The sequence below is a fragment of the Rhizobium mulingense genome (genome assembly GCF_029194105.1).
Lineage (GTDB): Bacteria > Pseudomonadota > Alphaproteobacteria > Rhizobiales > Rhizobiaceae > Rhizobium > Rhizobium mulingense.
The window spans coordinates 581970-602446 of record NZ_JARFVE010000002.1 but is presented as its reverse complement, the minus strand read 5'-3'; the positions used below and the strand labels follow the sequence as shown (position 1 = coordinate 602446).

Genomic DNA, 20477 nt, shown 5'->3' with positions numbered 1-20477 from the left:
TGGAGACGGAACTTGGAAGACGAGACTTTCCACGAGATTTCAGAAAGCAGCTCCGTCGGCGCCGCCCAGCGGGTGTTCCACGCACTTTCCAGCGCCGCGGCGGAAGATCCTCGCTTACCTCTCGGCATCGGGGCTGACCGCGGGCGAGATCGCCGACCGCTTCAGCATGTCGAAGCCTGCGGTTTCGCAGCATCTTTCCATCCTAGAAACTGCAGGACTGATCAGACGGGAGAAACAGGGCCAGTTCGTTCACTATTCCCTGATAGAGAAAAATCTCGTCAATACGCTCAACGGGTTCGTGCAGGAGGTCTGCCCGGTCGGTCGGCCGATCAAGAAGGAAAGCCAGGCGCGTACGCGTCAGAAAGAACTGCCCTGAATACGAATTTGCGGCACCTCCCGGCCGAGGAAACCGGAAGATGTTCGGCGCGAGGGGCGCGCCCTTCGTGCTGTGAAGAGCGCAGCCTCGATCAGGGAACGATCAGCGTTCCGATGCCGTGCTCGGTGAAGATCTCGAGCAGGACGGAATGGGCGGTCTTGCCGTTCAGGATGACGACGCCCTGCACGCCGGCCTTGATTGCATCGATGCAGGTCTCGACCTTAGGGATCATGCCACCCGAGATCGTGCCGTCGGCGATCAGCGCATGCGCTTCGGCGACGGAAAGCTCCTTGATCAGCTGACCCTTCTTGTCGAGCACGCCGGGAACGTCGGTCAAAAACAGCAGGCGGGTGGCGTTCAGCGCCCCGGCAATGGCGCCGGCGAAAGTGTCGGCGTTGATATTGTAAGTCGCGCCGTCGCGGCCAGGAGCCACGGGCGCGATGATCGGGATCATCTCGGAGCGGGCGAGCAGATCGAGCAGCGTGCGGTCGACTTCGACCACTTCGCCGACAAAGCCGAGATCAAGCACCCGCTCAATGTTGGAATCCGGATCTTTGATGGTCTTGCGTGCCTTTTCGGCGAAGACCATGTTGCCGTCCTTGCCGCATAGGCCGATCGCCCATTCGCCCGTCTGGTTGATCAGCGCGACGATCTCCTTGTTGATCGAGCCGGCGAGCACCATTTCGACGATCTCGACCGTCTTCTGGTCGGTGACGCGAAGACCGCCTTCGAATTTCGATTCGATGCCCATCTTGGTCAGCATGGCGCCGATCTGCGGACCGCCGCCGTGAACGACGATCGGGTTGACGCCCGACTGTTTCAGAAGCGCGATGTCGCTGGCAAAGGCCTTGCCGAGCTCGGGATTGCCCATCGCATGGCCGCCGTACTTCACCACGATCGTTTTATTTTCGTAACGCTGCATGAAGGGCAGTGCCTTGGCAAGAAGCCGTGCCTGAAGTTCGCTTTCGGTTTCGTTCATGGGAACCCCGCAGAATTGATCGCGGCCTTTTATCGCAAGTTTCTGACAGAGGGAATAATCCAGAGCGCAATAGTTTTTCGTATGTGGCACGGGGCGGGAGGAGTTCGGTGCGCCGGCTGAGCCAAGCACGATATGAGGAACGGCATGCAAGGCGATGAGATCAAGCACCTGATCGGCCGCGTCACGCTGGCGACCGTATGGCCTTCGCTGCCCTATACAGCCAGGCCGCACCGAAACTTTTCGCAATTTGCCTGCGTATTCTGAAGGACCGCACGGAAGCCGAGGAGCCCTGCAGGAAGTCTATGTCAATTGGGCGAGCGGCCTGGGCGGTTTCCGGCAACCTCGGAGCCATCCTCGGCATGGTTGGCCGCCATTGCCGTTGCGTGCACGCAAGCCCGTCGCCGACGAATGCGATAGCATCTGCGATCTTGCCGATACCAACCCGACCCGGAAAGACAGACGGTGAGGAAGGATGGAAGGAAGGCGGATTGACACCTGCATGGAAGAGTTGGAAGCTGATCGTGCGGTCGCCGTGAAACGGGCTTATGTCAAAGGACTGAGCTATCAGGAACTGGCGGATCAGTTTGGCGTTCCGCTGAACACGATGCGGACCTGGCTCAGGCGCAGCCTCTTGAACTGAGAGAGTGCATGGAACGATGACATCGCCCGACAAAAGCAAGGGAAATCGCTCCCGCGACGAGGTCCTCGCCGGTGAATATGTATTGGGCGTCCTGTCGCTACAGGATCGCCGGGTAGTGGAAGAGCGCATGCGCCGCGACCGCACCTTTGCGGCGATCGTCAGCCGCTGGGAAACCAACCTCTCCGCCTTCAACGACGAATATGACGGCGTCGCGCCGAGCCGGGAAACCTTCAAGCAGATCGAGGCTCGGTTGTTCGGCGATGCCGGAAAGCCTGCATCCTTTTCGCAGGGGCTGTGGAATTCCGCGGTCTTCTGGCGATCGCTGGCGTTCGCCTGCATCGTCGTCGCCGTCAGTGCCGTCATCTTCGCCTCCGGCCTTGTACCGCAGCCGCAGGGGCCGGCACCGCTGGTGGCCGAACTTGCGGGTCAAAACAACACGATCAATCTCCGCGCCTCCTACGAGATCCAGAGCGGCCGGCTGAAGATCGTGCCGGTCGCCGCCGGCAAGCCGGAGGAGAAATCGCTCGAACTCTGGCTGGTGCAGGGCAGTGGCGTACCGAAATCGCTCGGCATCTTCCAGCCCGGCGAAAGCGGTGAACTCGTCATTCCCGCCGATCTGCGCAACAATGTCGCCGATGGCGCAACCCTTGCCGTCAGCCTCGAGCCTTTCGGCGGTTCGCTGACCGGACAGGTGACCGGTCCGGTGATCGCAAGCGGCGCGGTGCACCGGCCATAACGGTGCGTCGGCCGTAAATCGATTTCTCCCTGTCTGAAACTCTTCGGCGCGGCCTTCCGTAGTTCGACATGTCGGATGACGCTCAGGCATGCATGATGCCGGCTCCTATTCTTGCGAAGGGTCGGGATCTCACTCCCTTGGGGCAGATCTATTGCCCCGCTTCGGTTTTCGGGAAGACGAGGGAGACACTGCAATTCAACACGATATCAGTCAGCGCTTTCCCTCGACCTGTGGCCGGGAGCCCTGTCAGCCGTTCGAATTCGATGTTGACGTAAATCAGCGTCTCGCAGGTGCGGCCGAGCTCGGAGACGGCTACCGCGTAGGCGACATGATCGAGAAAGTATCGAAATTGGTCGCCGTCGAGGGCTTCGCTAAGATGGGTCAGGTTGCCGAAGCCCTCGGGCGATAGGGCTTCGTCTGTGTCAGTCATCAATGATTATTCGCGTATGTCGCTGCTCTTCAACAGCATGAGATGACGCGTTGCTTCAAAAACTGCGACGGCGCAAGCGCAATCAGTGTCGCACGTACTCGACAAGTGGTTTCCCGATGGAGCGACGGTCGATCTCCGCAACCTGCTTGGAATATTTCGATCGACAGGACCAGTCGAGCAGCGCGGATACAAAAGATCGCGATGCGTTTTAGCGAAGCCTGTTTATGCTCGATCGTAGGTAAACGATGTCAGCAGCGTCGTGACGAAATTGCTCGCCCGTTCCTTGACGAGGACTTCCGTCCATTCATCTGTGCCGCGCAGCCGCAAATCGGTGTAAATACTGTCCACGGCCGCCTCTTCAATCCGTTTGATATGTGTCTTGAACGACGCCTCGCCCCCGCCGCGATACATATCTCTGATGACCATACGCAAAATTTCCTGAATGGCGATCTGCCACGCCGTGTTGATCGACTGAAGTTCTTTCGCGTCCTCTGTCATTGAGGCTCCCTTTGGTATGAGTGAACTGCCGGCACGGCTCAGGCCGGTACTTGTGCCCTGCTCGTTCAACCGAACGCATTTTCTCGGGAAAATTCGGCGCCGGCACAACGCTGCGGCGACGCAAAGGACTATTTCCGGGCGGCGGATCACGATGCTTCAGTGCAATCGGCACGGCGAGTGTACTTGGCCGCAGCCTTGCGTCAGCAGGCCTTGGCGCGCTTGGCAATAAGGGCCGACGTCGCCGACGCCCGGTCGTTGCGTTCCTTGGCAAGCCGCGCCTCCCGAAGCCGCAACGTCTTCGCCTGGAGGGACTGGGCGTCGGATTCGAGTTCTTCCGCCGCCTTGTTCTTTGCGAAGAACTGCGATTGGACGTTGCCGAAGGCGATCTCGGCTCGCTGGCGTGATTTGCTGTATGTTTGGGTCATGTGGGCTCCGATACGGGAGGCTCGACGCGCGAGCGAAAACAAAAAGGCCAGGCAGATCGCCTGGCCTTGAATGGATAACGTGCTTCCGGCAGTGCCAGTACATCCGTGGTCAAAGGAAAGCAGATATCGATTTAAGCGTTCTGGAGATTGCAGGCGGACATCTTGCCCGACTTGGCGTCACGCTCAAGGTCGAAGCCGATCTTCTGGCCTTCGATGAGTTCACGCATTCCGGCGCGCTCGACAGCGGAGATGTGAACGAAGGCGTCAGCGCCGCCATTGTCAGGCTGAATGAAGCCGAAGCCCTTGGTGGAATTGAACCATTTAACTGTGCCAGTGGTCATGATGAACCCTTTCATAGCAATATTGAAGAACCGCAGCGCCAAAGCGATACGGATGGTGATAGCGATTTTTGAAAGGAAGTTCGTTCAGACCGCGGTGCCAGACGCGCGATAACCAAGCCAGCAAGCAAAATTCGGTAACCACTATATAGGTGGGTTAATGCGCGCCGTCAACCGTTAGTTTTCTCTGGTGGGCACGAATAAACTTTTGGCTGTTTCGGCGACTCCGCAGCCGTAGCCCTGCCGGGGCCTCTATTTCCAGTGGGCTATGCCGACGGTTTCAGCGATGGCCTGGCGCAGATCATCCAGCCCGTCGCCCTTTTCGGACGAGGTGGACAGCACATGGGGATAGGCGGCCGGGCGCTTGCGAATCTTTTCCGTCGTATCGGCAAGGAGTTTCGGCACGGCCGGCGCCTTGATCTTGTCGGTCTTGGTCAGCACCAACTGATAGGAGACGGCAGCCTTGTCAAGCAGATCGAGCACGTCATCGTCGTTCTTCTTGATGCCATGACGGCTGTCGATCAGCACATAGACACGCTTCAGCGTCGCACGGCCGCGCAGATAGTCGAAAACGAGCTTTGTCCACTTGTCGACCTGTTCCTTCGGCGCCTGCGCATAGCCATAGCCGGGCATGTCGACGATTGCCATCGGCGGCAGGTCGCCGGCTTCGCCTGAATAACCGTCCGGAACGAAATAATTGAGTTCCTGCGTGCGCCCAGGGGTATTCGACGTGCGCGCCAGACCCTTCTGGCCGACCAGCGCATTGATCAGCGACGACTTGCCTACATTCGAACGGCCGGCGAAGGCCACCTCCGGCGGTCCTTCCGGCGGCAGGAAATTCAGCGACGGGACGCCTCGGATGAAGATCCAGGGGTGTCCGAAGAGCGGCTTCTCGGTTTCGGTCATGCGGGGCTCGGCAATCTCTACTTTCGTTCTCTCACCGGCCTTCGTGGTTTTGAAGGCGGATGTCAAGCTTTCGGGCGGTCCGCTCCATGCTTCTCCGCCGCCCGGAAATGAAAAGCCCCGCCGAAGCGGGGCTTGAGAGCATCATTTCGATGGCGCCGTCTTTCGTCGGAACAGGCCCTTCAGATTGTCGAAGAGCTCGATCTTGACGCCGTGACGCTTCATGATCACCGACTGCTGGATCACCGACAGCGTGTTGTTCCAGGCCCAGTAGATAACGAGGCCGGCCGGGAAGCTTGCCAGCATGAAGGTGAATACCAGCGGCATCCAGTTGAAGATCATTGCCTGCGTCGGGTCGGGCGGCGTCGGGTTCATGCGCATCTGCACGAACATGGTGATGCCCATGATCAGCGGCCAGACGCCGAGATGCAGGAAAGTCGGCGCCGTAAACGGCAGCAGGCCGAACAGGTTGACGATCGTGGTCGGATCGGGCGCCGAAAGGTCCTGGATCCAGCCGAAGAAGGGCGCGTGCCGCATCTCGATGGTGATGTAGATCACCTTGTAGAGCGAGAAGAAGATCGGGATTTGCAGCGCCACCGGCCAGCAGCCGGCGATCGGATTGATCTTCTCTTCCTTGTAGAGCTGCATCATTGCCTGCTGCAGTCCCATGCGGTCGTCGCCGAATTTCGCCTTCAGTTCCTCCATCTTCGGCTGCATGCGCTTCATATTCGCCATCGAGGCGTACTGCTTGCTGGCGAGCGGGAAGAACAGCGCCTTGACGACGATGGTGGTGCATAGGATCGCCACGCCGAAATTGCCGAAGAAGCGGAAGAAGAAATCCATCAGCTTGAACATCGGCTTGGTGATGAAATAGAACCAGCCCCAGTCGATCAGCCGGTCAAACTTCGGGATCGAATAGGAGGCCTCGTAGCCGTCGATGACCGGCACTTCCTTGGCGCCGGCGAAAACGAGGTTCTTGAGCTCGATCGATTGGCCGGGCGCCACGGTGAAGGCGTCGTCCTTGTAGTCGGCCTGATAACGCGGCTGACCGTCGGCAAAATACGAGAATTTCGCCTCATAGGCAGCACTCTGCGGCGGAACGATCGTTGCCGCCCAGTATTTGTCGGTGATGCCCAGCCAGCCGCCGGTGGATTTCGCCGGCGACACGGCTTCTTTCTCGACGGCACTATATTTGCTTTCGATCAGGCCGTCGTCGCCGATGACGCCGATAAAGCCTTCATGCAGGACGTAGACGGATGGCGTCGTCGGCTTGTTGTAGCGCATCACGCGGCCGTAGGAGGAGATCGAGACGGGCGCCTGGCCAGCATTTGTGACCTTGTCGGCGACGGTGAACATGTAGCGTTCATCGACGGAAATCGTGCGGGTGAAGGTCAGGCCCTTGTCGTTGGTAAAGGTGAGCGTCACCGGCGTCTTTTCGGTGAGCTTGGCGCCTTCCGGCGCCGTCCACAGCGTCGAGGCGCCGGGAACGCTGCCCGTGGCATCGCTGCCGATATAGCCGAGTTCGGTGAAGTAGCCGTCCTTGGTTTCCGCCGGACTGAACAGGGTGATGATCGGGCTCGAGTCGTCGACGGTCTCGTGATAGCCCTTGAGCTTCAGGTCGTCGAGCCGGGCGCCGGCAAGGTTGATCGAGCCGGAAAGGGCGGGGGTGTCGATGGCAACGCGCGGGGTTTTTGCGAGCGCCTGCTCGAGCGTCGCCGTTGCGACGGCCTGGCCGGAAGGTGCCGTACCGCTCGTCGGGGCCGGCGTCGCGCCGCCGGCGGCAGGCTGCTGGACCTGCTCGGTCTGCTGCTGCGCCTTCTGGGCTTCCTGCGCCTTGCGCTGGGCCTCGATGCGCGGATTCATATAAAGAAACTGCCAGCCGAGGACGATCAGCACCGAGAGAGCGATCGCAATGAAGTAATTGCGGTTGTTTTCCATCATACGTTCCTGGGGCGTCCGTCTCCGGAGCGCCGGTGTTTCGGCCTGGTTTCCACGCGAAGCTTCAGCTCCGCGGCCAATTCCTGGAAGGACGCCTTAAGCACGTCCCTGCGCGCGACAACCACATAGTCGTGTCCGGGCTGCATTGCAAACCCCGCATGACGCCGCACCGCCTCTTTCAGGCGGCGGCGCATACGGTTCCGTTCGACCGCGTTGCCATGTTTTTTGGTGACTGTAAAACCGACGCGGGCTTGGCTGTCGGGTTCCCTCCGGTCGAGAACTTCGAGGAGGAAGAGGCCGCCGCGGCGTTTTTCGCCTTCTCGGACAGCAAGAAACTGCGGGCGGCTTTTCAGCCGCCCGACAGTGTATTTCTGTTCTTTGGTCGTCAACTCGCCCGCCATCTCTTCTCGGGCAACCCGGCCCTTAAGCCGAAAGACGCTTGCGGCCCTGCGCGCGGCGGGCAGCGATGACCTTGCGGCCACCCTTCGTGGACATGCGCGCACGGAAGCCGTGGCGACGCTTGCGAACAAGCTTGGATGGTTGGTAGGTACGCTTCATTTATTTAAACACCGCGGAGTGCGGCCCTTCTTGAATTTGCATAGTGCAAGGAGCGTTGTTTTTCGAACGGGCTGACCATAGAGGCCTTGGGTGACCGGACGTGCGGCGGCTTATACGGATGAAGGCCGCAAAAGTCAATTATACCGGATCATTTCACAGGCAATGCTGACCGGCGCGCGGTTTTCGCACATAAGTGTTAACGATCATGTTTTGCTCCAGGAGGTTGTACTTTGTTGCTGCCGGGATTGAAAAAGCCTTAGTTTTCAGCGATTTGCGTCTCCGAATTGAGCCGGCATTATTATTTTTTGTGGTCATAATCGTAAACATTAGAAATCCAACTTTAAGGAATTCCGCCGATAGTCCGATGATCGGCTGGGAATTTGCTTTCCAGGCAGTTTTGGGTTGCTAGGAGGCACTGCATTGAAGATCCGGGGGAAAATTAATCTGCTCGTTTGCGTGATGGGCGGGGTAGCGCTTTTGATTGGCGCAACGGCATTGTCCGCCATGCGCGAATACAGCCGCAACCTCACAGCCTACGAGCAGGCGGCCGGCCGCGCGTATGCCGGCGAGCGCCTCAACCGTTTCGTCACCGCGGTCGTCATGGAATCCCGCGGCATCTATGCGGCCAAGACAATCAAGGATACGCCGAATTTTGCCAAGGGGCTCATGGCCGCCTTGGACGAGATCGACAAGGTCATTGCCGGCTGGGCGCCGCTCGTTCCCGAAAGCGAGAAGGCCGATTTCGCCAAGCTCGTCGCCCGCGCCGCCGAATTTCGCACCTTCCGCATGGAAACGGCACGGCTTGGTACGGAAGTCGGGCCCGAGGCGGCCAGCCAGCAGGGCAACAACGAAGCCAATCGTGCCAACCGGAAGGCTTTCCAGGCGGAAATCGACGCCGTCGTCGCGACCGACAAGGCAGCGCTCGAGGCGGTCGACGCCGAGATCGAAAGCTTCCGCTCCTGGGTTCTCATGCTCGTCCTCAGCATTACCGGGATCGGCATCGCGATCGGCATCGGCATGGGCTTCTATATCGGCACCAGCCATCTCAGCCGCCCGATCAAGCGTGTCACCCACGCGATCAAGGAGGTCGCAAACGGCAATTTCGACGCCGAGGTTCCCTTTGCCGGTCGCCAGGACGAAATCGGCGAGATGGCCGCCGCGGTCGCGGTCTTCAAGGAGAATGGCCTGGCCGTCAAGCGCCTGAACGCCCAGGAAGCGGCGATGCGCGCCAAGAGCGACGATCTGCAGTCCAGCATGTCGGTCGTCGTCGCCGCGGCTGCGGCCGGCGATTTCAGCCATCGCATCGACAAGGATTATCAGGACGAGAACCTCAACCAGTTCGCCGGCAACATCAACACGCTGCTGTCGAGCGTCGATGCCGGCATCGGCGAGACGCGCCGCGTCATCGCAAGTCTTGCCGAAGGTGACCTCACCCAGACGATGAACGGCAGCTTCCAGGGCGCCTTTGCCGAGCTGCAGCAGAATGTCAACAACAGCCTCGTGACGCTGCAGGCGACGATGCGTGAAGTGCGCGAGACGACGGAAGCGATGAACGGCAACACCGCCGAGCTGCGCAATGCCAGCGATGATCTGTCGAAGCGCACCGAACAGCAGGCGGCCGCCCTCGAACAGACCTCCGCCGCGCTCGATCAGATCACCGCCGTCGTCCAGAATTCCACCGAGCGGGCACATGAAGCCACCGTCATGGTGTCCGAAGCCAAGGAAAATGCCGGCCGTTCCGGCGTTGTCGTGCGCAATGCCGTCGAGGCGATGGGCCGCATCGAACAGGCCTCGCGCGAGATCAGCCAGATCATCAACGTCATCGACGAGATCGCGTTCCAGACCAATCTTCTGGCGCTGAATGCCGGTGTCGAAGCGGCACGCGCCGGTGAGGCCGGCAAGGGTTTTGCCGTGGTCGCCCAGGAAGTGCGCGAACTTGCCCAGCGCTCGGCAACGGCCGCCAAGGACATCAAGGCGCTGATCACCAAGTCGGGCGACGAAGTGCAGGTCGGCGTCAAGCTCGTCCAGGCGACCGGCGAGGCGCTTTCGGAAATCGGCACCCGAGTCATCGCCATCAACGATCATATCCATTCGATCGCCACCGCCGCGGTCGAGCAGTCGACCGGCCTCAAGGAAGTCAACACCGCCGTCAACCAGATGGATCAGGTGACGCAGCAGAACGCCGCGATGGTGGAGGAAACGTCCGCCGCCACCCACAGGCTTTCGGCCGAAGCCAACGGGCTGGTGCACCTCATCGCCCGCTTCAAGCTGTCGGATGGGGCAGCACCCGTGGCGCTCGTCCGCAACGAGCCGCACCGGCAGCCGGTCGCCTCCCCCGCCCGCCGGGCGATCGCCAAGGTCGCCCGCGCCTTCGGCGGCAATGCGGCCGCAGCCGAACAGAGCTGGGAAGAGTTCTGATCTCCGACCTTCACGCGTCTTCGAGCGCCGCCTCCGGGCGGCGTTTCTTTGTGACGACATGACGCTGATCGCAAAGATTTGAAAGCGGAGCCTGTTGGTCTAATATAAGGCTCCAGAGCATGACGCCGAAAAGTGTAAGCGGTTTTCGGACGACATCATGCTCTAGCGGGTGAGGGCGGCGCATGCCGCTAGTCGGGCGAGACTCAAATGCCGGTTCGAAACCAGGGCGACGATCCTTCGGCACACATACCGGCGGCCGGCGAGGCCGCCAAGGGACGGTGCCCGTCCGTCGGCATGTTCGGCGGATTGTCCGGTAAGCTGCTCTGGCTCACCGTCTTCTTCATCATGCTCGCCGAAATCCTGATCTTCTTTCCCTCGGTCGCCAGCATGCGCATGCGCTGGCTGCAGGACAGGCTGAACACCGCCGCCGCCGCCGCCATCGTCATCGATGGGCTGCAGCCGATCGAGCTGCCGCGCGCGCTGCAGAAGGAGACGCTGGAGGCGACCGGCACCAAGGCGATCGTGCTGCGCAAGGAAGGCACCTCGCGGCTTCTGGCGACAACCGACATGCCGACCTCGGTCGACGAATCCTATGATCTGACCGACGTGCCGCCGCTGACGGCGATCCGCGACGCGCTCGACACCCTGATCTTCGGCGGCAGCCGCATTATCCGTGTCTATGGTCCTGTCGGCGAAACCAAGGTCGGCGTCGAGGTGGTGATGAAGGACCGTCCGCTGCGCACGGCGATGTTCGCCTATTCACGCAACGTGCTGCTGCTGTCGGTGCTGATCTCGCTGTTCACGGCGACGCTGATCTTCTTTGCGATCAACCGCCTCCTTATCGGCCCGATCCGCCGGCTGACCGGCAGCATGCAGCAATTCTCCTCCGATCCCGAAAACCCGGCCCATGTCTATATCGGCGACGGCGGCCGCGACGAGCTGGCGGTCGCCGGCCGCAATCTCACCTCGATGCAGATGGAGCTGCAGAAGACGCTGAAGCAGCAGAAGAACCTGGCAGCGCTCGGGCTTGCCGTTTCCAAGATCAATCATGACATGCGCAATATCCTGGCTTCTGCGCAGCTGATGTCGGACCGGCTGGTTGATGTCGATGATCCGATGGTCAAGAGCTTCGCGCCGAAGCTGTTGCGCACCATCGACCGGGCGGTCGGTTATACCACGGAGGTGCTGTCCTACGGCAAGGCGAGCGAATCCGCCCCGCGCCGCCGCCATGTCCGGCTGCTGGAGCTGACCCAGGACGTCAGGGACATGCTGGCGATCGATCCGCACAGCGGCATCGAATTCATCGAGCAGTTCGCTGCCGATCTCGAGGTCGATGCCGATGGCGAACAGCTTTTCCGGATCATTCACAACCTCTGCCGCAACGCCCTGCAGGCGCTGACCGCGCCGGGCGAGGGCGGCCCCGGCGCCATTCGCCGCATCACCGTCTCCGCCCAGCGCGTCGGTAGCGTCGTCAGCATCACCGTGGACGATACCGGTCCCGGCATGCCGCTGAAGGCCCGCCAGAACCTGTTTGCCGCTTTCCGCGGTTCGGCCCGTTCCGGCGGCACCGGCCTCGGTCTCACCATTGCCCGCGAACTGGTGCTCGCCCATGGCGGCACCATCGCGCTTGTGGAAAAACCAACGGTCGGCACCCAGTTCCGCATCGAAATCCCCGATCGCCCGGTCTCGCTGGACGATTACCGCAACCGGACGCACAGCGAGAAGTGAGGGAATTTCGCCCGCCGCGGCTGCAAACAGGCAAAGACGCGATTTTTTCAGAAATGCTCTTGCATTGTCCGAAAGGACCCTTTAGAGGATCGCCCACGCAAGCGGTACCGCCGCTTCTGCCACGCACCCGTAGCTCAGCTGGATAGAGCACCAGACTACGAATCTGGGGGTCAGGAGTTCGAATCTCTTCGGGTGCGCCATTTTCTCCCAAGTTGTCGAGAAACATCAACGTTCTCAATCCATTAGAGCGGCCTCGGGTACACATTCGTGTACATGGAAGGGTACGCAATGGGGATAGTCTTGCGATACGTTCAAGAGCTACCGGCGCAGGGGTTCCGCCTGAACTGAAGCCGTTCATCGGTAAGAGCGAGTTGATCGCACCACCTGGTCAGGCGAAGCCTTTTTCCTGTTACATCACCGAGGACGAAGCCCGCTTCACCAACCCGTTCAGCAAGCTGGAACTGCCCAAGAGCGTCGAGGCTGCGTCTGAGAGCCGCTATCCGATCTCGGATGAGATCACGACTGTCATCCTCAGCAGGGCCAAGAAGGACGTCAACCGCTCTGGCGGCTGCTGGACGGCATGGGCGTCGCATTGCCGAGATCGTGGAACTAGCACAACTCCTCGGTCTCGGTCGTCGCTAGACCACCACCGTCCTACGCCGTGTCATCAAACGGCCCTCACGACTGGTTTAAGGTCGATCCCGTCTGGAACGCGGATATGCCTGGTTAACTGAGGAACATCACGAAATTCCTTGTCACCACAAACCTTCACCTCCTGGGAGATGCGCTGACTGCGGCAGTTCGGGCAGCCCCGCAGAGTCGTTTGAGTCTGAATCGTTCCCTTAACGATTTTCTCGCCCTTGCCCGGCTGCCATTTCATCAACTGCGCGAAGTGAGGACCGTCCACCGGCACCTCAAAAAGGTTGTCGTAGTAGCGAGTGAAGTCCTCCTGCGTGGAGAAAATCTGCTGCTTCTTGGCCAAGGTCCGGAGATATCGACCGCACTTTTCGCATACTGGATAGACCCGCAGCATGAGCCAGACGAACACCCCGCCCACCACAAAACCAAGGAATTGAATGAATGCCAAGATGCGACCGTAGTCGCCGATATCGCCAGTATTCGTTGCTGCTCGGCCAACCCGCAAACTCGTGTGGCTGAGATAGATATCGAGGTATTCGCTGAAGCTAACGACATCGGACGCCATACGCCCGTTCCCTAAATCCAACAAACTGTATTCGCCATAATAGATCGCGAACTGGGCGATGGCGGCAACGACAAGTATCTGTATTAGGATCAGCACGGTTGGCCGCGTATGAAACAACAGCGAACCAAAATAGTAGCCGCTCGCGGCAGCAGCACCACAGAGGAGAGCGCCCGCTGGAACGACAACAAAGAAGCTCAATGTGAAAAAGTTGAAATCGGTAAATTGGTTACCTGCTACAACCACGATGACGGTCAGTAAAAATGTCGCGATCCCAAAGATCGAGACGCCAAAATTTCCTACAATGTTCTTCAAGTCTCCCCCCAATTAGATGACGAAGAATTCAATCACTCGGCTGGCTGATCTCCACCGATGGTCGCTTGGAAATGACGGTCCAGATGATGCGCTGGTTGGCTGACTTCCGCCCTGTCTCGCCCAACAGCAAACGGCCGGTGTCCTGGACGTCCCCCTGAAAAGTTTGCCGCAACCGTCGCTCCAATTCGTGCCCCAGGGCAGCGAAGCGAAAAACTATTGCTTGGCCGGGAAGTCTCTCTCATAGGCTTCCCTTTCTTCCTTCCCGAACAAGGATGAGTAATAGCCGCTGCAAACCAGATATGAGCACTCATCCGGGTTGCCCGTTTGCCATCCCGGCTGGCAGAGGACGACCCGATGGAATTTGGCGTTGCAAAGTCCGTGGTTTGCCAAGAGCCGCGGGTCATTTCCGAAATACGCGCTTATGGCTTTCTCGCGAGTCCACGCAGGAACGACTTTCCAATCAGCGGCGCCGCCCTCGGCGCTGACATTGCCGGTCGCACAGAACGACCAGTTGGAAATCACAACCGGCTGATCGCAGGCAAAAGCCTGGGCGGTGCTTCCCAGCAAGATCGAACCCAGTGCCAGTAGCCGCTGGCCATAGACCATCGCGCCCTTCTTCCTCATGCCGAACGTTCGCATCCTGGCCTCCAACCGTGTGCGATTGCCTGTCACCGTCTGATGGGATCAGGACATCAAAACATGTAAGACTATTTTCCTAGTTCACGGAATGTTCTTACGCTAGATTGCTCGCCGTTGCAACCATGGAATGTTGAATGTCGAAGAATATTGTGACGAGTAGCGATGTCGCCGCTTGCGTCGGTCGTTCACTCCGCAGGCGTGAAAAAACGAGTTCCTCTGTCGCCCCCCGCACGGACGTGCCGACAGCCAAGGCGAGGGTCTGATGGCGGAATTCGGCCCTCGTGACAAGAGCCGCACCAGTGCCGGCAAGACGCGGTCACTCGTGGCGCAAACATACGGCGCCGCCAAGCGGCAGCGACGACGGCAGGCTTCGCTGGCAATGGTTGACGATCCAACTGCTGGAATCACCGGCGTTCACCTCACTGAGCGCCAATGCCAGCCGCGCCTTCTTCCGCATCATCGTCGAGCACACCGCGCACGCCGCCCTGGCAAATGGCAGGCTTGTCGTGACCCACCCGCAGTTCGTCTCCTACGGCGTCACCGGCGAATATGTGGCCGATGCCCTCGACGAACTGGACTATAAGGGTCTCGTCAAGGTTCGCTGCGGCCGGGCGGGCAGCGGTGTCGCGCATCCGAATATCTTCACGCTGACGTTTGTCGGTGACCATGAAGGCGCGCCGCCCACGCATGATTGGCGGCGATGCACGGCGGAGAGGTGCCGGAGGTGGTCGGAGATAGACCGCAAGCTTGCAGCCGACGAACGCGGGCGGGTCGGCAGGAAGAAAAACCGCCACTTCGGGATCCCGAAATTCGCCGCGCCTCGTGAGCGCTCGGGCGAGGGAAGGGGCAATGATTTCAATACCGCAACCAATTTCGGGATTCAGCAGTGCGATGTAGATTCTGGCAGGGAATTCCTCCCGCTAGATCAAGCCACGATCTCGTGGCCGCCTAGTTTCGCGCAACCTTGCTGGTGTATCCGCGAGCGTGACGATGTTTGACGCGCTTTCGGCCGGAGGAATGCATGGCGATGGGAATTTTTCGGGGTCTGGGCGCGGTGGCGATGATGGCGGTTCTTTCCGGCTGCGTCGATCATGCCAACGACCCGGTGCTGCTCGCCGTCGGCGTGCCGGTCAACCCGCCGGCCGTTGCACACGGCATCTGCGTGACCGATGGCAATGCGATGTATGACGAGGCGAAGCGCCAGTATGAGCTACGCGCGCAGCTGACGGGATATGCCCAGGCCGATGCGTTGGAAGCGGAAACGACTGCGCGCGCCGCCGCCCATCGGCAATATGTCGCCTGCCTCTCCGGCCAAGGCTACCGCACATTATACGCGAACTGAGAACAGAGAATTCATATTTCCTGGCCAGCGCTGTCAGCGCGTTCGCCTGATTGCGACTTTTCACAATTTTTCGCGATAAGGTCACGCCTGATCGCCTGCAATCACGAGTTTTGGAAGTCGCGCGTGATCGCGGAACTCCGCCGGGCGCAAAGGCATTTTCGCAGGGTAAATCCACGAAGGAGGGTTTATCATGAAGATATTCAGTCTTGTCCCTTTGAATACCGCCCTCGGCACGCTTGTCGCCCTGGCGACGGTCGTTCCGGCTGAGGCCGCACCCGTTCCCACGCTTCGGCCGGCCATCGTCTCGGAGGGAAAAGCAGTGCAATATAAGGCACATGCCGGCACATGGCACGGCTATCGGGGCTTTGCCACGGAACGTCCAGGCACCCGCCGCCATTCCGATGGTTATTGGTATCCGCTGGCCGCCTTCGGCGTCGAAGCCGGCACGACCGGCTCGATCATCCGCCAGCCGGTCAACAGGCCGGCGGCTCCGACAATGTGCAACCCTACGTTTTCGGGATCGATCGGTCCCGGCAGCATGCCCTGCGATAACGGCTATTGAGCCGGCAAAGGAAGAGGCGGCGGCAAGCCGCCTCTTTCTCGCTCGGGGCGCCGCTCACATGTTCGTGACCCCTGTTGCAGTGCGGTAGTATGTGACAGATCCGCTTCCCAACTCCTCGGCGTCAATTCCCTTAAATCCTCCCAAGGAGACGATCATGATCACGACATTCAAAAGCGGCCTGGCGGCCACGGCCTTCGGCGCAATGCTCGGCCTTTCCTCGTTCTCGGCCGAAGCGGCTCCCCTCCAGTCGAGTGCAACGGAGCAGGGCGCGGTTAAGCAGCCGGTTGTCCGGGAAGAAAACCAGGTGCAGCACGACAGGCGTACCACCGGTTCGATCAGCGAGCGCGGCCCTGGTACCATGGCTTCACCCTATATGATGAACCCGAAAAAGCCGCTGAACATGGATTGCAAGCTCGGCTTCAATCCGACAAGCAGCTCCAGCTGCAACTATTGAGGCCTCGCGATCGAGCTGGGGGGCGGCTTCCGGGCCGCCCCTTCCATGTGGACGGTGGCCGAAGCGGCGCCACCCCTTGCGCGAGCGCCCGCCAGGTAGCCGCGGGTGCGGAAACAGGCCGGATGCCGATTAAAAAATTCGTCGCAACCCCGGCTCACACAGGCGATTGACGTCTCTGCCTTGGAATTGCCATGCTGGCCGCGATGGTCGCATTGATACTCAATTGAATTTCAGACAGGTGGAACAGTCATGACCGCAAAGGCTGCATGCTCCGATTTCCTGCATTTTTTCCGCTCCTGGGTCAGCAACCCGCTTCGGGTGGCGGCCATCGCGCCGTCGGGCGATTCCCTGGCCAGAATCATGACCAGCGAAATTGCGGCGCTCGATGGGCCGATCATCGAGCTCGGCCCGGGCACCGGCGTGTTCACCCGGGCGCTGCTCGCCCGCGGCGTCAGCGAGGCGGATCTCACACTGATCGAGTATGGGCCTGAATTTATCGATGCGCTGCAGGCGCGTTTCCCGGCGGCGCGCGTATTGCAGATGGATGCCGCCCATCTTGCCCAGGCCGATATTTTCGAGGACGAACCGGTCGGCGCCGTCATCAGCGGTCTGCCGCTTCTGTCGATGTCGCCGCGCAAGATCGCCTCGATCCTTGCCGGCGTCTTCACCTATATGCGGCCGGGCGGGGCGGTCTATCAGTTCACCTATGGCCCGCGCTGTCCGGTGCCGCGGCCGATCCTCGACCGCCTCGGCCTGAAGGCCGTGCGAATCGGCGGTACGGTGCGCAATCTGCCGCCGGCCTCTGTCTACCGGATTTCCCGCCGCAAGCCGCTGGAGCTTTCCCGCGAGCGCCTGCGATACCGCGGCAGCGACGCCGAAATCGACGTCGCCGCCTTTTCCGGCGAAACGGGCGCCTGAACAGCAGGCGCCGACGCAAGAGCCGCCGTCATCCGCTCCGGCGTCGCTTTGACGCCATGTTTCCGGCGCCATCCCTGTTATCCCTGTAGCACCATCCTATATTTCAAGCGTTGCAGCGCCCGCATTGCTCACCACCACCTTGCCAGCGCCAAGGACAGGGCGGGCAGTCGCGCTTCGAAAGCCGCTTTCAGCCGCTGGCCGGCAGGGTTCCGCCGTCCCGCAGACTCCAAAAAATTTCATTGACCAAGAGAGGAAAGATCATGGCCAGTCACAACGCAGCCAAGTCAGGCACCTTCAAGATCGGCGGCGAGATCGAGGTCAACCGCCTCGGTTTCGGCGCCATGCGCGTCACCGGCAAGGGCATCTGGGGCGAGCCCGAAGATCACGCTGAATCGATCCGCACGCTGAAGCGCCTGCCGGAGCTTGGCGTCAATTTCATCGACACAGCCGATTCCTACGGTCCCGACGTTTCCGAATGGCTGATCAAGGAGGCGCTGCATCCCTATGGCAGCAAGTCCGTCGTCGCCACCAAGGGCGGGCTCACCCGCCACGGTCCCGACATCTGGCTGCCGGTCGGCCGTCCCGAATATCTGATCCAGCAGGCGCACAAGAGCCTGCGCAATCTCGGGCTCGAGCGGATCGATCTCTGGCAGCTTCACCGTATCGATCCGAAAGTGCCGGCCAGGGAACAGTTCGATGCGATCAGGTCGTTGCTCGACGCCGGCCTCATCCGCCATGCCGGCTTGAGCGAAGTCTCCGTCGCCGATATCGAGGCAGCCTCGAAGCACTTCAAGGTCGCCACCGTCCAGAACCGCTACAATCTCGTCGATCGCACCAGCGAGGATGTGCTCGATTATTGCGCCAAGCACAATATCGGCTTCATCCCTTGGTATCCGCTCGCCGCCGGCGATCTCGCCAAATCAGGTTCGCTGCTCGATACGATCGCCAGGAAGCATAATGCCGCGCCGAGCCAGATCGCGCTCGCCTGGGTGCTGAAGCGCAGCCCGGTGATGCTGCCGATCCCCGGCACGTCCAAGGTCAAGCACCTGGAGGAAAACGTTGCGGCTGTCGGTATCAGCCTCTCGGACGAGGAGTTCTCGGCGCTCGACGCCGAAGGCCGGAAGGCATTCAAGGCGGCGTGAGGGGCGACTGCAGCCGATGGCAGTTCCCATCAAGACCCATCCCCACATGGGGGAGGGGGCGGGACGCCGCACCGCTTCCATTACGTCGCTCATGCCAATCCGTAGAACGGGAACAGCCGGGAAGACTGTTCTTTGGTCGCCCCCAGGTGCTGCGGCTTAGTCCCTCCCATTGTGGGGGGTTGGGAAGGTGCTTGGGCTGGGCGAGCCGTCGGCGCTCAGCGCGGCCTCATTTTTCATCAGAATTTGACCACTTGGTCAAACATGCCGCAAAATGAGGCGTTGACTTGGCGATTTGAGGGCAAGCCTTGCATTCAGCGCATTGCTGCATTGCGGTATTTTCGCTATTCCCGATCAATTACGTGGGGTACATATATCTCCGTAAGCAGCGCACTCCTCCTCCCAGCGCTCTTACATCGGACTGACAACACTCCTCCTCCCAGTTGTCAGTCAGGATCAAGAGCCTGGCGCACCTCCTCCCGCGCCAGGCTCTTTTCTTTTTCCCACCAGGTTCTTCACCGCGGTTTGACTCGGCAAGCGTCGTCGGACTATTTGAACGGGCGCCCCCTGTCCGGTGCGCGCACCGGTTGGAGTTTGGTCATGATCGGCAAATGGCGCGCCCCCTATGCGGCCCTGACAGGTCTTCTGGTTGCAGCGCTTATGCTCGCCGGCTGCGGCGGCAGGCCGGTTGGTGTCATGCAAGCCGCCGGCACCGTGCCGCCCGGCACTTCGACGGTCGATCTGCTGGTGGCGACGACGCGGGCTGCCGACGACAATCCCGCTGTGCTTTTCTCTGGCGAACGCGGCACTGGGCTCACCGTCAACGCCGTCGAAGTCTCTATCCCGCCGGATGCCAATCGCAAGATCGGCCAGGTGCAATGGCCGAAGCGTCTGCCGGCCGACCCCTTACGCGATTTCGTCACCGTGTCCGTCGATCCGCTCGAAGGCGAGCGGGCGGGCGAGACCTGGCTGAAGACCCATATGCCGAAAAGCCGCCGGGTGCTGGTCTTCGTGCACGGTTTCAACAATCGTTATGAGGACGCCGTCTACCGCTTCGCCCAGATCGTCCGTGATTCACATGCCGACGTCGTGCCCGTCGTCTTTACCTGGCCGTCGCGCGCCAGCATCTTCGATTACAATTACGACAAGGAAAGCACCAATTATTCCCGCGATGCGCTGGAGGAGCTGCTGACGCGCACCGCTGCCAATCCCGCCGTCAGCGACATCACCATCATGGCGCATTCGATGGGCACCTGGCTCACCGTCGAAGCGCTCAGGCAAATGGCAATCCGCAACGGCGAGGTCGCCGGCAGGATCAACAATGTCATCCTCGCCTCGCCGGATCTCGATGTCGACGTCTTCGGCCGCCAGTTCGCAAGCCTCGGCAAGGACAGGCCGCATTTCACCATCTTCGTCTCGCAGGACGACCGGGCGCTCGCCTTGTCGCGGCGCATTTCCGGCAACATTGATCGCCTCGGCCAGATCGACCCCTCGGCCGAGCCCTATCGCAGCAAGCTCGAAGCGGCCGGCATCACCGTGCTCGATCTCACCAAGCTCAAGGGCGGCGACCGGCTGAACCACGGCAAATTCGCCGAAAGCCCCGAAGTGGTAAAGCTGATCGGCGACCGCCTGATCGCCGGCCAGACAATCACGGATTCCAATGTTGGTCTCGGCGAGGCCGTCGGCGCGGTGGCGATGGGGGCTGCCCAGACCGCAGGAAGCGCAGTCGGCGTCGCCGTCAGCACGCCGATCGCCATCTTCGATCCGCGCACCCGGCGCAATTACGACGCCCAGCTGAAGCGGCTCGGCCAGTCGATGGACAACACCGTCGGTTCGGTCGGCGACAGCGTCGGCGCCGGCCTGCCCGCCACTCAGTAAAAATTTCATAGGCAATCACCGTCGTTCTGATATATCAGATTGACGAAGCGGCGGACTTGTCT

General features: G+C 60.6%; 19 protein-coding genes, 1 tRNA gene and 4 pseudogenes. 13 read left to right on the top strand and 11 right to left on the bottom strand.

Translation table 11 applies throughout. The features are described from left to right. Positions 1-12: 12 nt before the first annotated feature. Positions 13-376: pseudogene (locus tag PYR71_RS03065) on the top strand (metalloregulator ArsR/SmtB family transcription factor). Between the two features lie 91 nt (positions 377-467). Here PYR71_RS03065 and argB read toward each other — a convergent pair. Next, complete coding sequence (argB, locus tag PYR71_RS03060; protein WP_275618170.1) at positions 468-1355, bottom strand: acetylglutamate kinase; 888 nt, start codon at positions 1353-1355, stop codon at positions 468-470. A gap of 144 nt (positions 1356-1499) precedes the next feature. On the opposite strand from argB, the pseudogene PYR71_RS03055 reads away from it, so the two are divergent. Both PYR71_RS03055 and PYR71_RS03050 read left to right on the top strand, forming a co-directional pair. Then, a pseudogene (locus PYR71_RS03055) lies at positions 1500-2015 on the top strand (sigma-70 family RNA polymerase sigma factor). Then, positions 2012-2731, top strand: coding sequence for an anti-sigma factor (locus tag PYR71_RS03050; RefSeq protein WP_275618169.1), 720 nt, complete (start codon positions 2012-2014; stop codon positions 2729-2731). The pseudogene PYR71_RS03055 and the gene PYR71_RS03050 overlap by 4 nt, the downstream one beginning before the upstream one ends. 157 nt (positions 2732-2888) lie before the next feature. Here PYR71_RS03050 and PYR71_RS03045 read toward each other — a convergent pair. The 8 genes and pseudogenes from PYR71_RS03045 to rpmH all read right to left on the bottom strand — a co-directional run. Next, positions 2889-3161 (bottom strand): annotated as a pseudogene (locus tag PYR71_RS03045) (histidine kinase); the annotation flags it as partial. 222 nt (positions 3162-3383) lie between these two features. Next, a complete protein-coding gene (locus PYR71_RS03040) occupies positions 3384-3659 on the bottom strand; it encodes a hypothetical protein (RefSeq protein ID WP_183914218.1) in 276 nt (91 codons plus the stop codon). A gap of 200 nt (positions 3660-3859) precedes the next feature. Next, positions 3860-4084 carry a hypothetical protein gene (locus PYR71_RS03035; RefSeq protein WP_275618168.1) on the bottom strand — a complete coding sequence of 75 codons (225 nt, stop codon included), beginning with the start codon at positions 4082-4084 and terminating at the stop codon, positions 3860-3862. 131 nt (positions 4085-4215) lie between these two features. Next, entirely contained in the window at positions 4216-4425 is a 210-nt protein-coding gene (locus PYR71_RS03030) for a cold-shock protein (protein ID WP_275618167.1), read from the bottom strand. A 249-nt stretch (positions 4426-4674) separates the two neighbouring features. Then, the gene (yihA, locus tag PYR71_RS03025) at positions 4675-5328 is read right to left on the bottom strand and encodes a ribosome biogenesis GTP-binding protein YihA/YsxC (protein ID WP_183914225.1); all 654 of its coding nucleotides are present in this window, start codon (positions 5326-5328) and stop codon (positions 4675-4677) included. Positions 5329-5469: 141 nt separating this feature from the next. Further along, positions 5470-7263: a membrane protein insertase YidC gene (gene yidC, locus PYR71_RS03020; protein WP_275618166.1), complete on the bottom strand. Its 1794-nt coding sequence runs from the start codon at positions 7261-7263 to the stop codon at positions 5470-5472. Beyond that, positions 7263-7664 carry a ribonuclease P protein component gene (gene rnpA / locus PYR71_RS03015; protein WP_275618165.1) on the bottom strand — a complete coding sequence of 134 codons (402 nt, stop codon included), beginning with the start codon at positions 7662-7664 and terminating at the stop codon, positions 7263-7265. Before rnpA ends, yidC begins: the two co-directional genes overlap by 1 nt. Before the next feature lie 22 nt (positions 7665-7686). Further along, positions 7687-7821: a 50S ribosomal protein L34 gene (rpmH, locus tag PYR71_RS03010; protein WP_008524438.1), complete on the bottom strand. Its 135-nt coding sequence runs from the start codon at positions 7819-7821 to the stop codon at positions 7687-7689. Between the two features lie 420 nt (positions 7822-8241). Here rpmH and PYR71_RS03005 point away from each other — a divergent pair, with 420 nt between their 5' ends. From PYR71_RS03005 to PYR71_RS02995, 3 genes are all read left to right on the top strand, one after another. Further along, positions 8242-10239 carry a methyl-accepting chemotaxis protein gene (locus PYR71_RS03005; RefSeq protein WP_275618164.1) on the top strand — a complete coding sequence of 666 codons (1998 nt, stop codon included), beginning with the start codon at positions 8242-8244 and terminating at the stop codon, positions 10237-10239. Positions 10240-10446: 207 nt separating this feature from the next. Then, positions 10447-11967 (top strand): ATP-binding protein, encoded by a 1521-nt coding sequence (locus PYR71_RS03000; RefSeq protein ID WP_275618163.1) that lies wholly within the window; start codon positions 10447-10449, stop codon positions 11965-11967. 123 nt (positions 11968-12090) lie between these two features. Continuing rightward, a tRNA-Arg gene (locus tag PYR71_RS02995) sits at positions 12091-12167 on the top strand. A gap of 467 nt (positions 12168-12634) precedes the next feature. On the opposite strand, the gene PYR71_RS02990 is transcribed toward PYR71_RS02995, so the two are convergent. Together PYR71_RS02990 and PYR71_RS02985 are read right to left on the bottom strand one after the other, a co-directional pair. After that, positions 12635-13483 carry a hypothetical protein gene (locus PYR71_RS02990; RefSeq protein ID WP_275618162.1) on the bottom strand — a complete coding sequence of 283 codons (849 nt, stop codon included), beginning with the start codon at positions 13481-13483 and terminating at the stop codon, positions 12635-12637. Positions 13484-13696: 213 nt separating this feature from the next. Beyond that, positions 13697-14122: a hypothetical protein gene (locus PYR71_RS02985; protein WP_275618161.1), complete on the bottom strand. Its 426-nt coding sequence runs from the start codon at positions 14120-14122 to the stop codon at positions 13697-13699. A gap of 262 nt (positions 14123-14384) precedes the next feature. Between PYR71_RS02985 and PYR71_RS02980 the strand changes: the two are divergent. The 7 genes and pseudogenes from PYR71_RS02980 to PYR71_RS02950 all read left to right on the top strand — a co-directional run bounded on the left by PYR71_RS02980 (position 14385) and on the right by PYR71_RS02950 (position 20415). Further along, a pseudogene (locus tag PYR71_RS02980) lies at positions 14385-14948 on the top strand (hypothetical protein). A 195-nt stretch (positions 14949-15143) separates the two neighbouring features. Beyond that, complete coding sequence (locus PYR71_RS02975; protein ID WP_275618159.1) at positions 15144-15464, top strand: hypothetical protein; 321 nt, start codon at positions 15144-15146, stop codon at positions 15462-15464. A 190-nt stretch (positions 15465-15654) separates the two neighbouring features. Then, a complete protein-coding gene (locus PYR71_RS02970) occupies positions 15655-16026 on the top strand; it encodes a cell surface protein (RefSeq protein WP_275618158.1) in 372 nt (123 codons plus the stop codon). 154 nt (positions 16027-16180) lie between these two features. Then, complete coding sequence (locus PYR71_RS02965) at positions 16181-16480, top strand: hypothetical protein (protein ID WP_275618157.1); 300 nt, start codon at positions 16181-16183, stop codon at positions 16478-16480. 249 nt (positions 16481-16729) lie between these two features. Then, entirely contained in the window at positions 16730-17398 is a 669-nt protein-coding gene (locus PYR71_RS02960) for a class I SAM-dependent methyltransferase (RefSeq protein WP_275618156.1), read from the top strand. 260 nt (positions 17399-17658) lie between these two features. Next, on the top strand, positions 17659-18540 hold the full coding sequence (locus PYR71_RS02955) for an aldo/keto reductase (protein WP_275618155.1): 882 nt from the start codon (positions 17659-17661) through the stop codon (positions 18538-18540). Between the two features lie 597 nt (positions 18541-19137). After that, positions 19138-20415, top strand: a complete 1278-nt coding sequence (locus PYR71_RS02950; RefSeq protein WP_275618154.1) for an alpha/beta hydrolase — start codon at positions 19138-19140, stop codon at positions 20413-20415. Positions 20416-20477 lie beyond the last annotated feature (62 nt).

Excerpts from the sequence above, each read along its gene's own strand:
- argB (WP_275618170.1), bottom strand. The coding sequence starts at position 1,355 with ATGAACGAAACCGAAAGCGAACTTCAGGCACGGCTTCTTGCCAAGGCA.
- PYR71_RS03050 (WP_275618169.1), top strand. The coding sequence starts at position 2,012 with ATGACATCGCCCGACAAAAGCAAGGGAAATCGCTCCCGCGACGAGGTC.
- PYR71_RS03040 (WP_183914218.1), bottom strand. The coding sequence starts at position 3,659 with ATGACAGAGGACGCGAAAGAACTTCAGTCGATCAACACGGCGTGGCAG.
- PYR71_RS03035 (WP_275618168.1), bottom strand. The coding sequence starts at position 4,084 with ATGACCCAAACATACAGCAAATCACGCCAGCGAGCCGAGATCGCCTTC.
- PYR71_RS03030 (WP_275618167.1), bottom strand. The coding sequence starts at position 4,425 with ATGACCACTGGCACAGTTAAATGGTTCAATTCCACCAAGGGCTTCGGC.
- yihA (WP_183914225.1), bottom strand. The coding sequence starts at position 5,328 with ATGACCGAAACCGAGAAGCCGCTCTTCGGACACCCCTGGATCTTCATC.
- yidC (WP_275618166.1), bottom strand. The coding sequence starts at position 7,263 with ATGGAAAACAACCGCAATTACTTCATTGCGATCGCTCTCTCGGTGCTG.
- rnpA (WP_275618165.1), bottom strand. The coding sequence starts at position 7,664 with ATGGCGGGCGAGTTGACGACCAAAGAACAGAAATACACTGTCGGGCGG.
- rpmH (WP_008524438.1), bottom strand. The coding sequence starts at position 7,821 with ATGAAGCGTACCTACCAACCATCCAAGCTTGTTCGCAAGCGTCGCCAC.
- PYR71_RS03000 (WP_275618163.1), top strand. The coding sequence starts at position 10,447 with ATGCCGGTTCGAAACCAGGGCGACGATCCTTCGGCACACATACCGGCG.
- PYR71_RS02985 (WP_275618161.1), bottom strand. The coding sequence starts at position 14,122 with ATGCGAACGTTCGGCATGAGGAAGAAGGGCGCGATGGTCTATGGCCAG.
- PYR71_RS02975 (WP_275618159.1), top strand. The coding sequence starts at position 15,144 with ATGGCGATGGGAATTTTTCGGGGTCTGGGCGCGGTGGCGATGATGGCG.
- PYR71_RS02970 (WP_275618158.1), top strand. The coding sequence starts at position 15,655 with ATGAAGATATTCAGTCTTGTCCCTTTGAATACCGCCCTCGGCACGCTT.
- PYR71_RS02965 (WP_275618157.1), top strand. The coding sequence starts at position 16,181 with ATGATCACGACATTCAAAAGCGGCCTGGCGGCCACGGCCTTCGGCGCA.
- PYR71_RS02960 (WP_275618156.1), top strand. The coding sequence starts at position 16,730 with ATGACCGCAAAGGCTGCATGCTCCGATTTCCTGCATTTTTTCCGCTCC.
- PYR71_RS02955 (WP_275618155.1), top strand. The coding sequence starts at position 17,659 with ATGGCCAGTCACAACGCAGCCAAGTCAGGCACCTTCAAGATCGGCGGC.
- PYR71_RS02950 (WP_275618154.1), top strand. The coding sequence starts at position 19,138 with ATGATCGGCAAATGGCGCGCCCCCTATGCGGCCCTGACAGGTCTTCTG.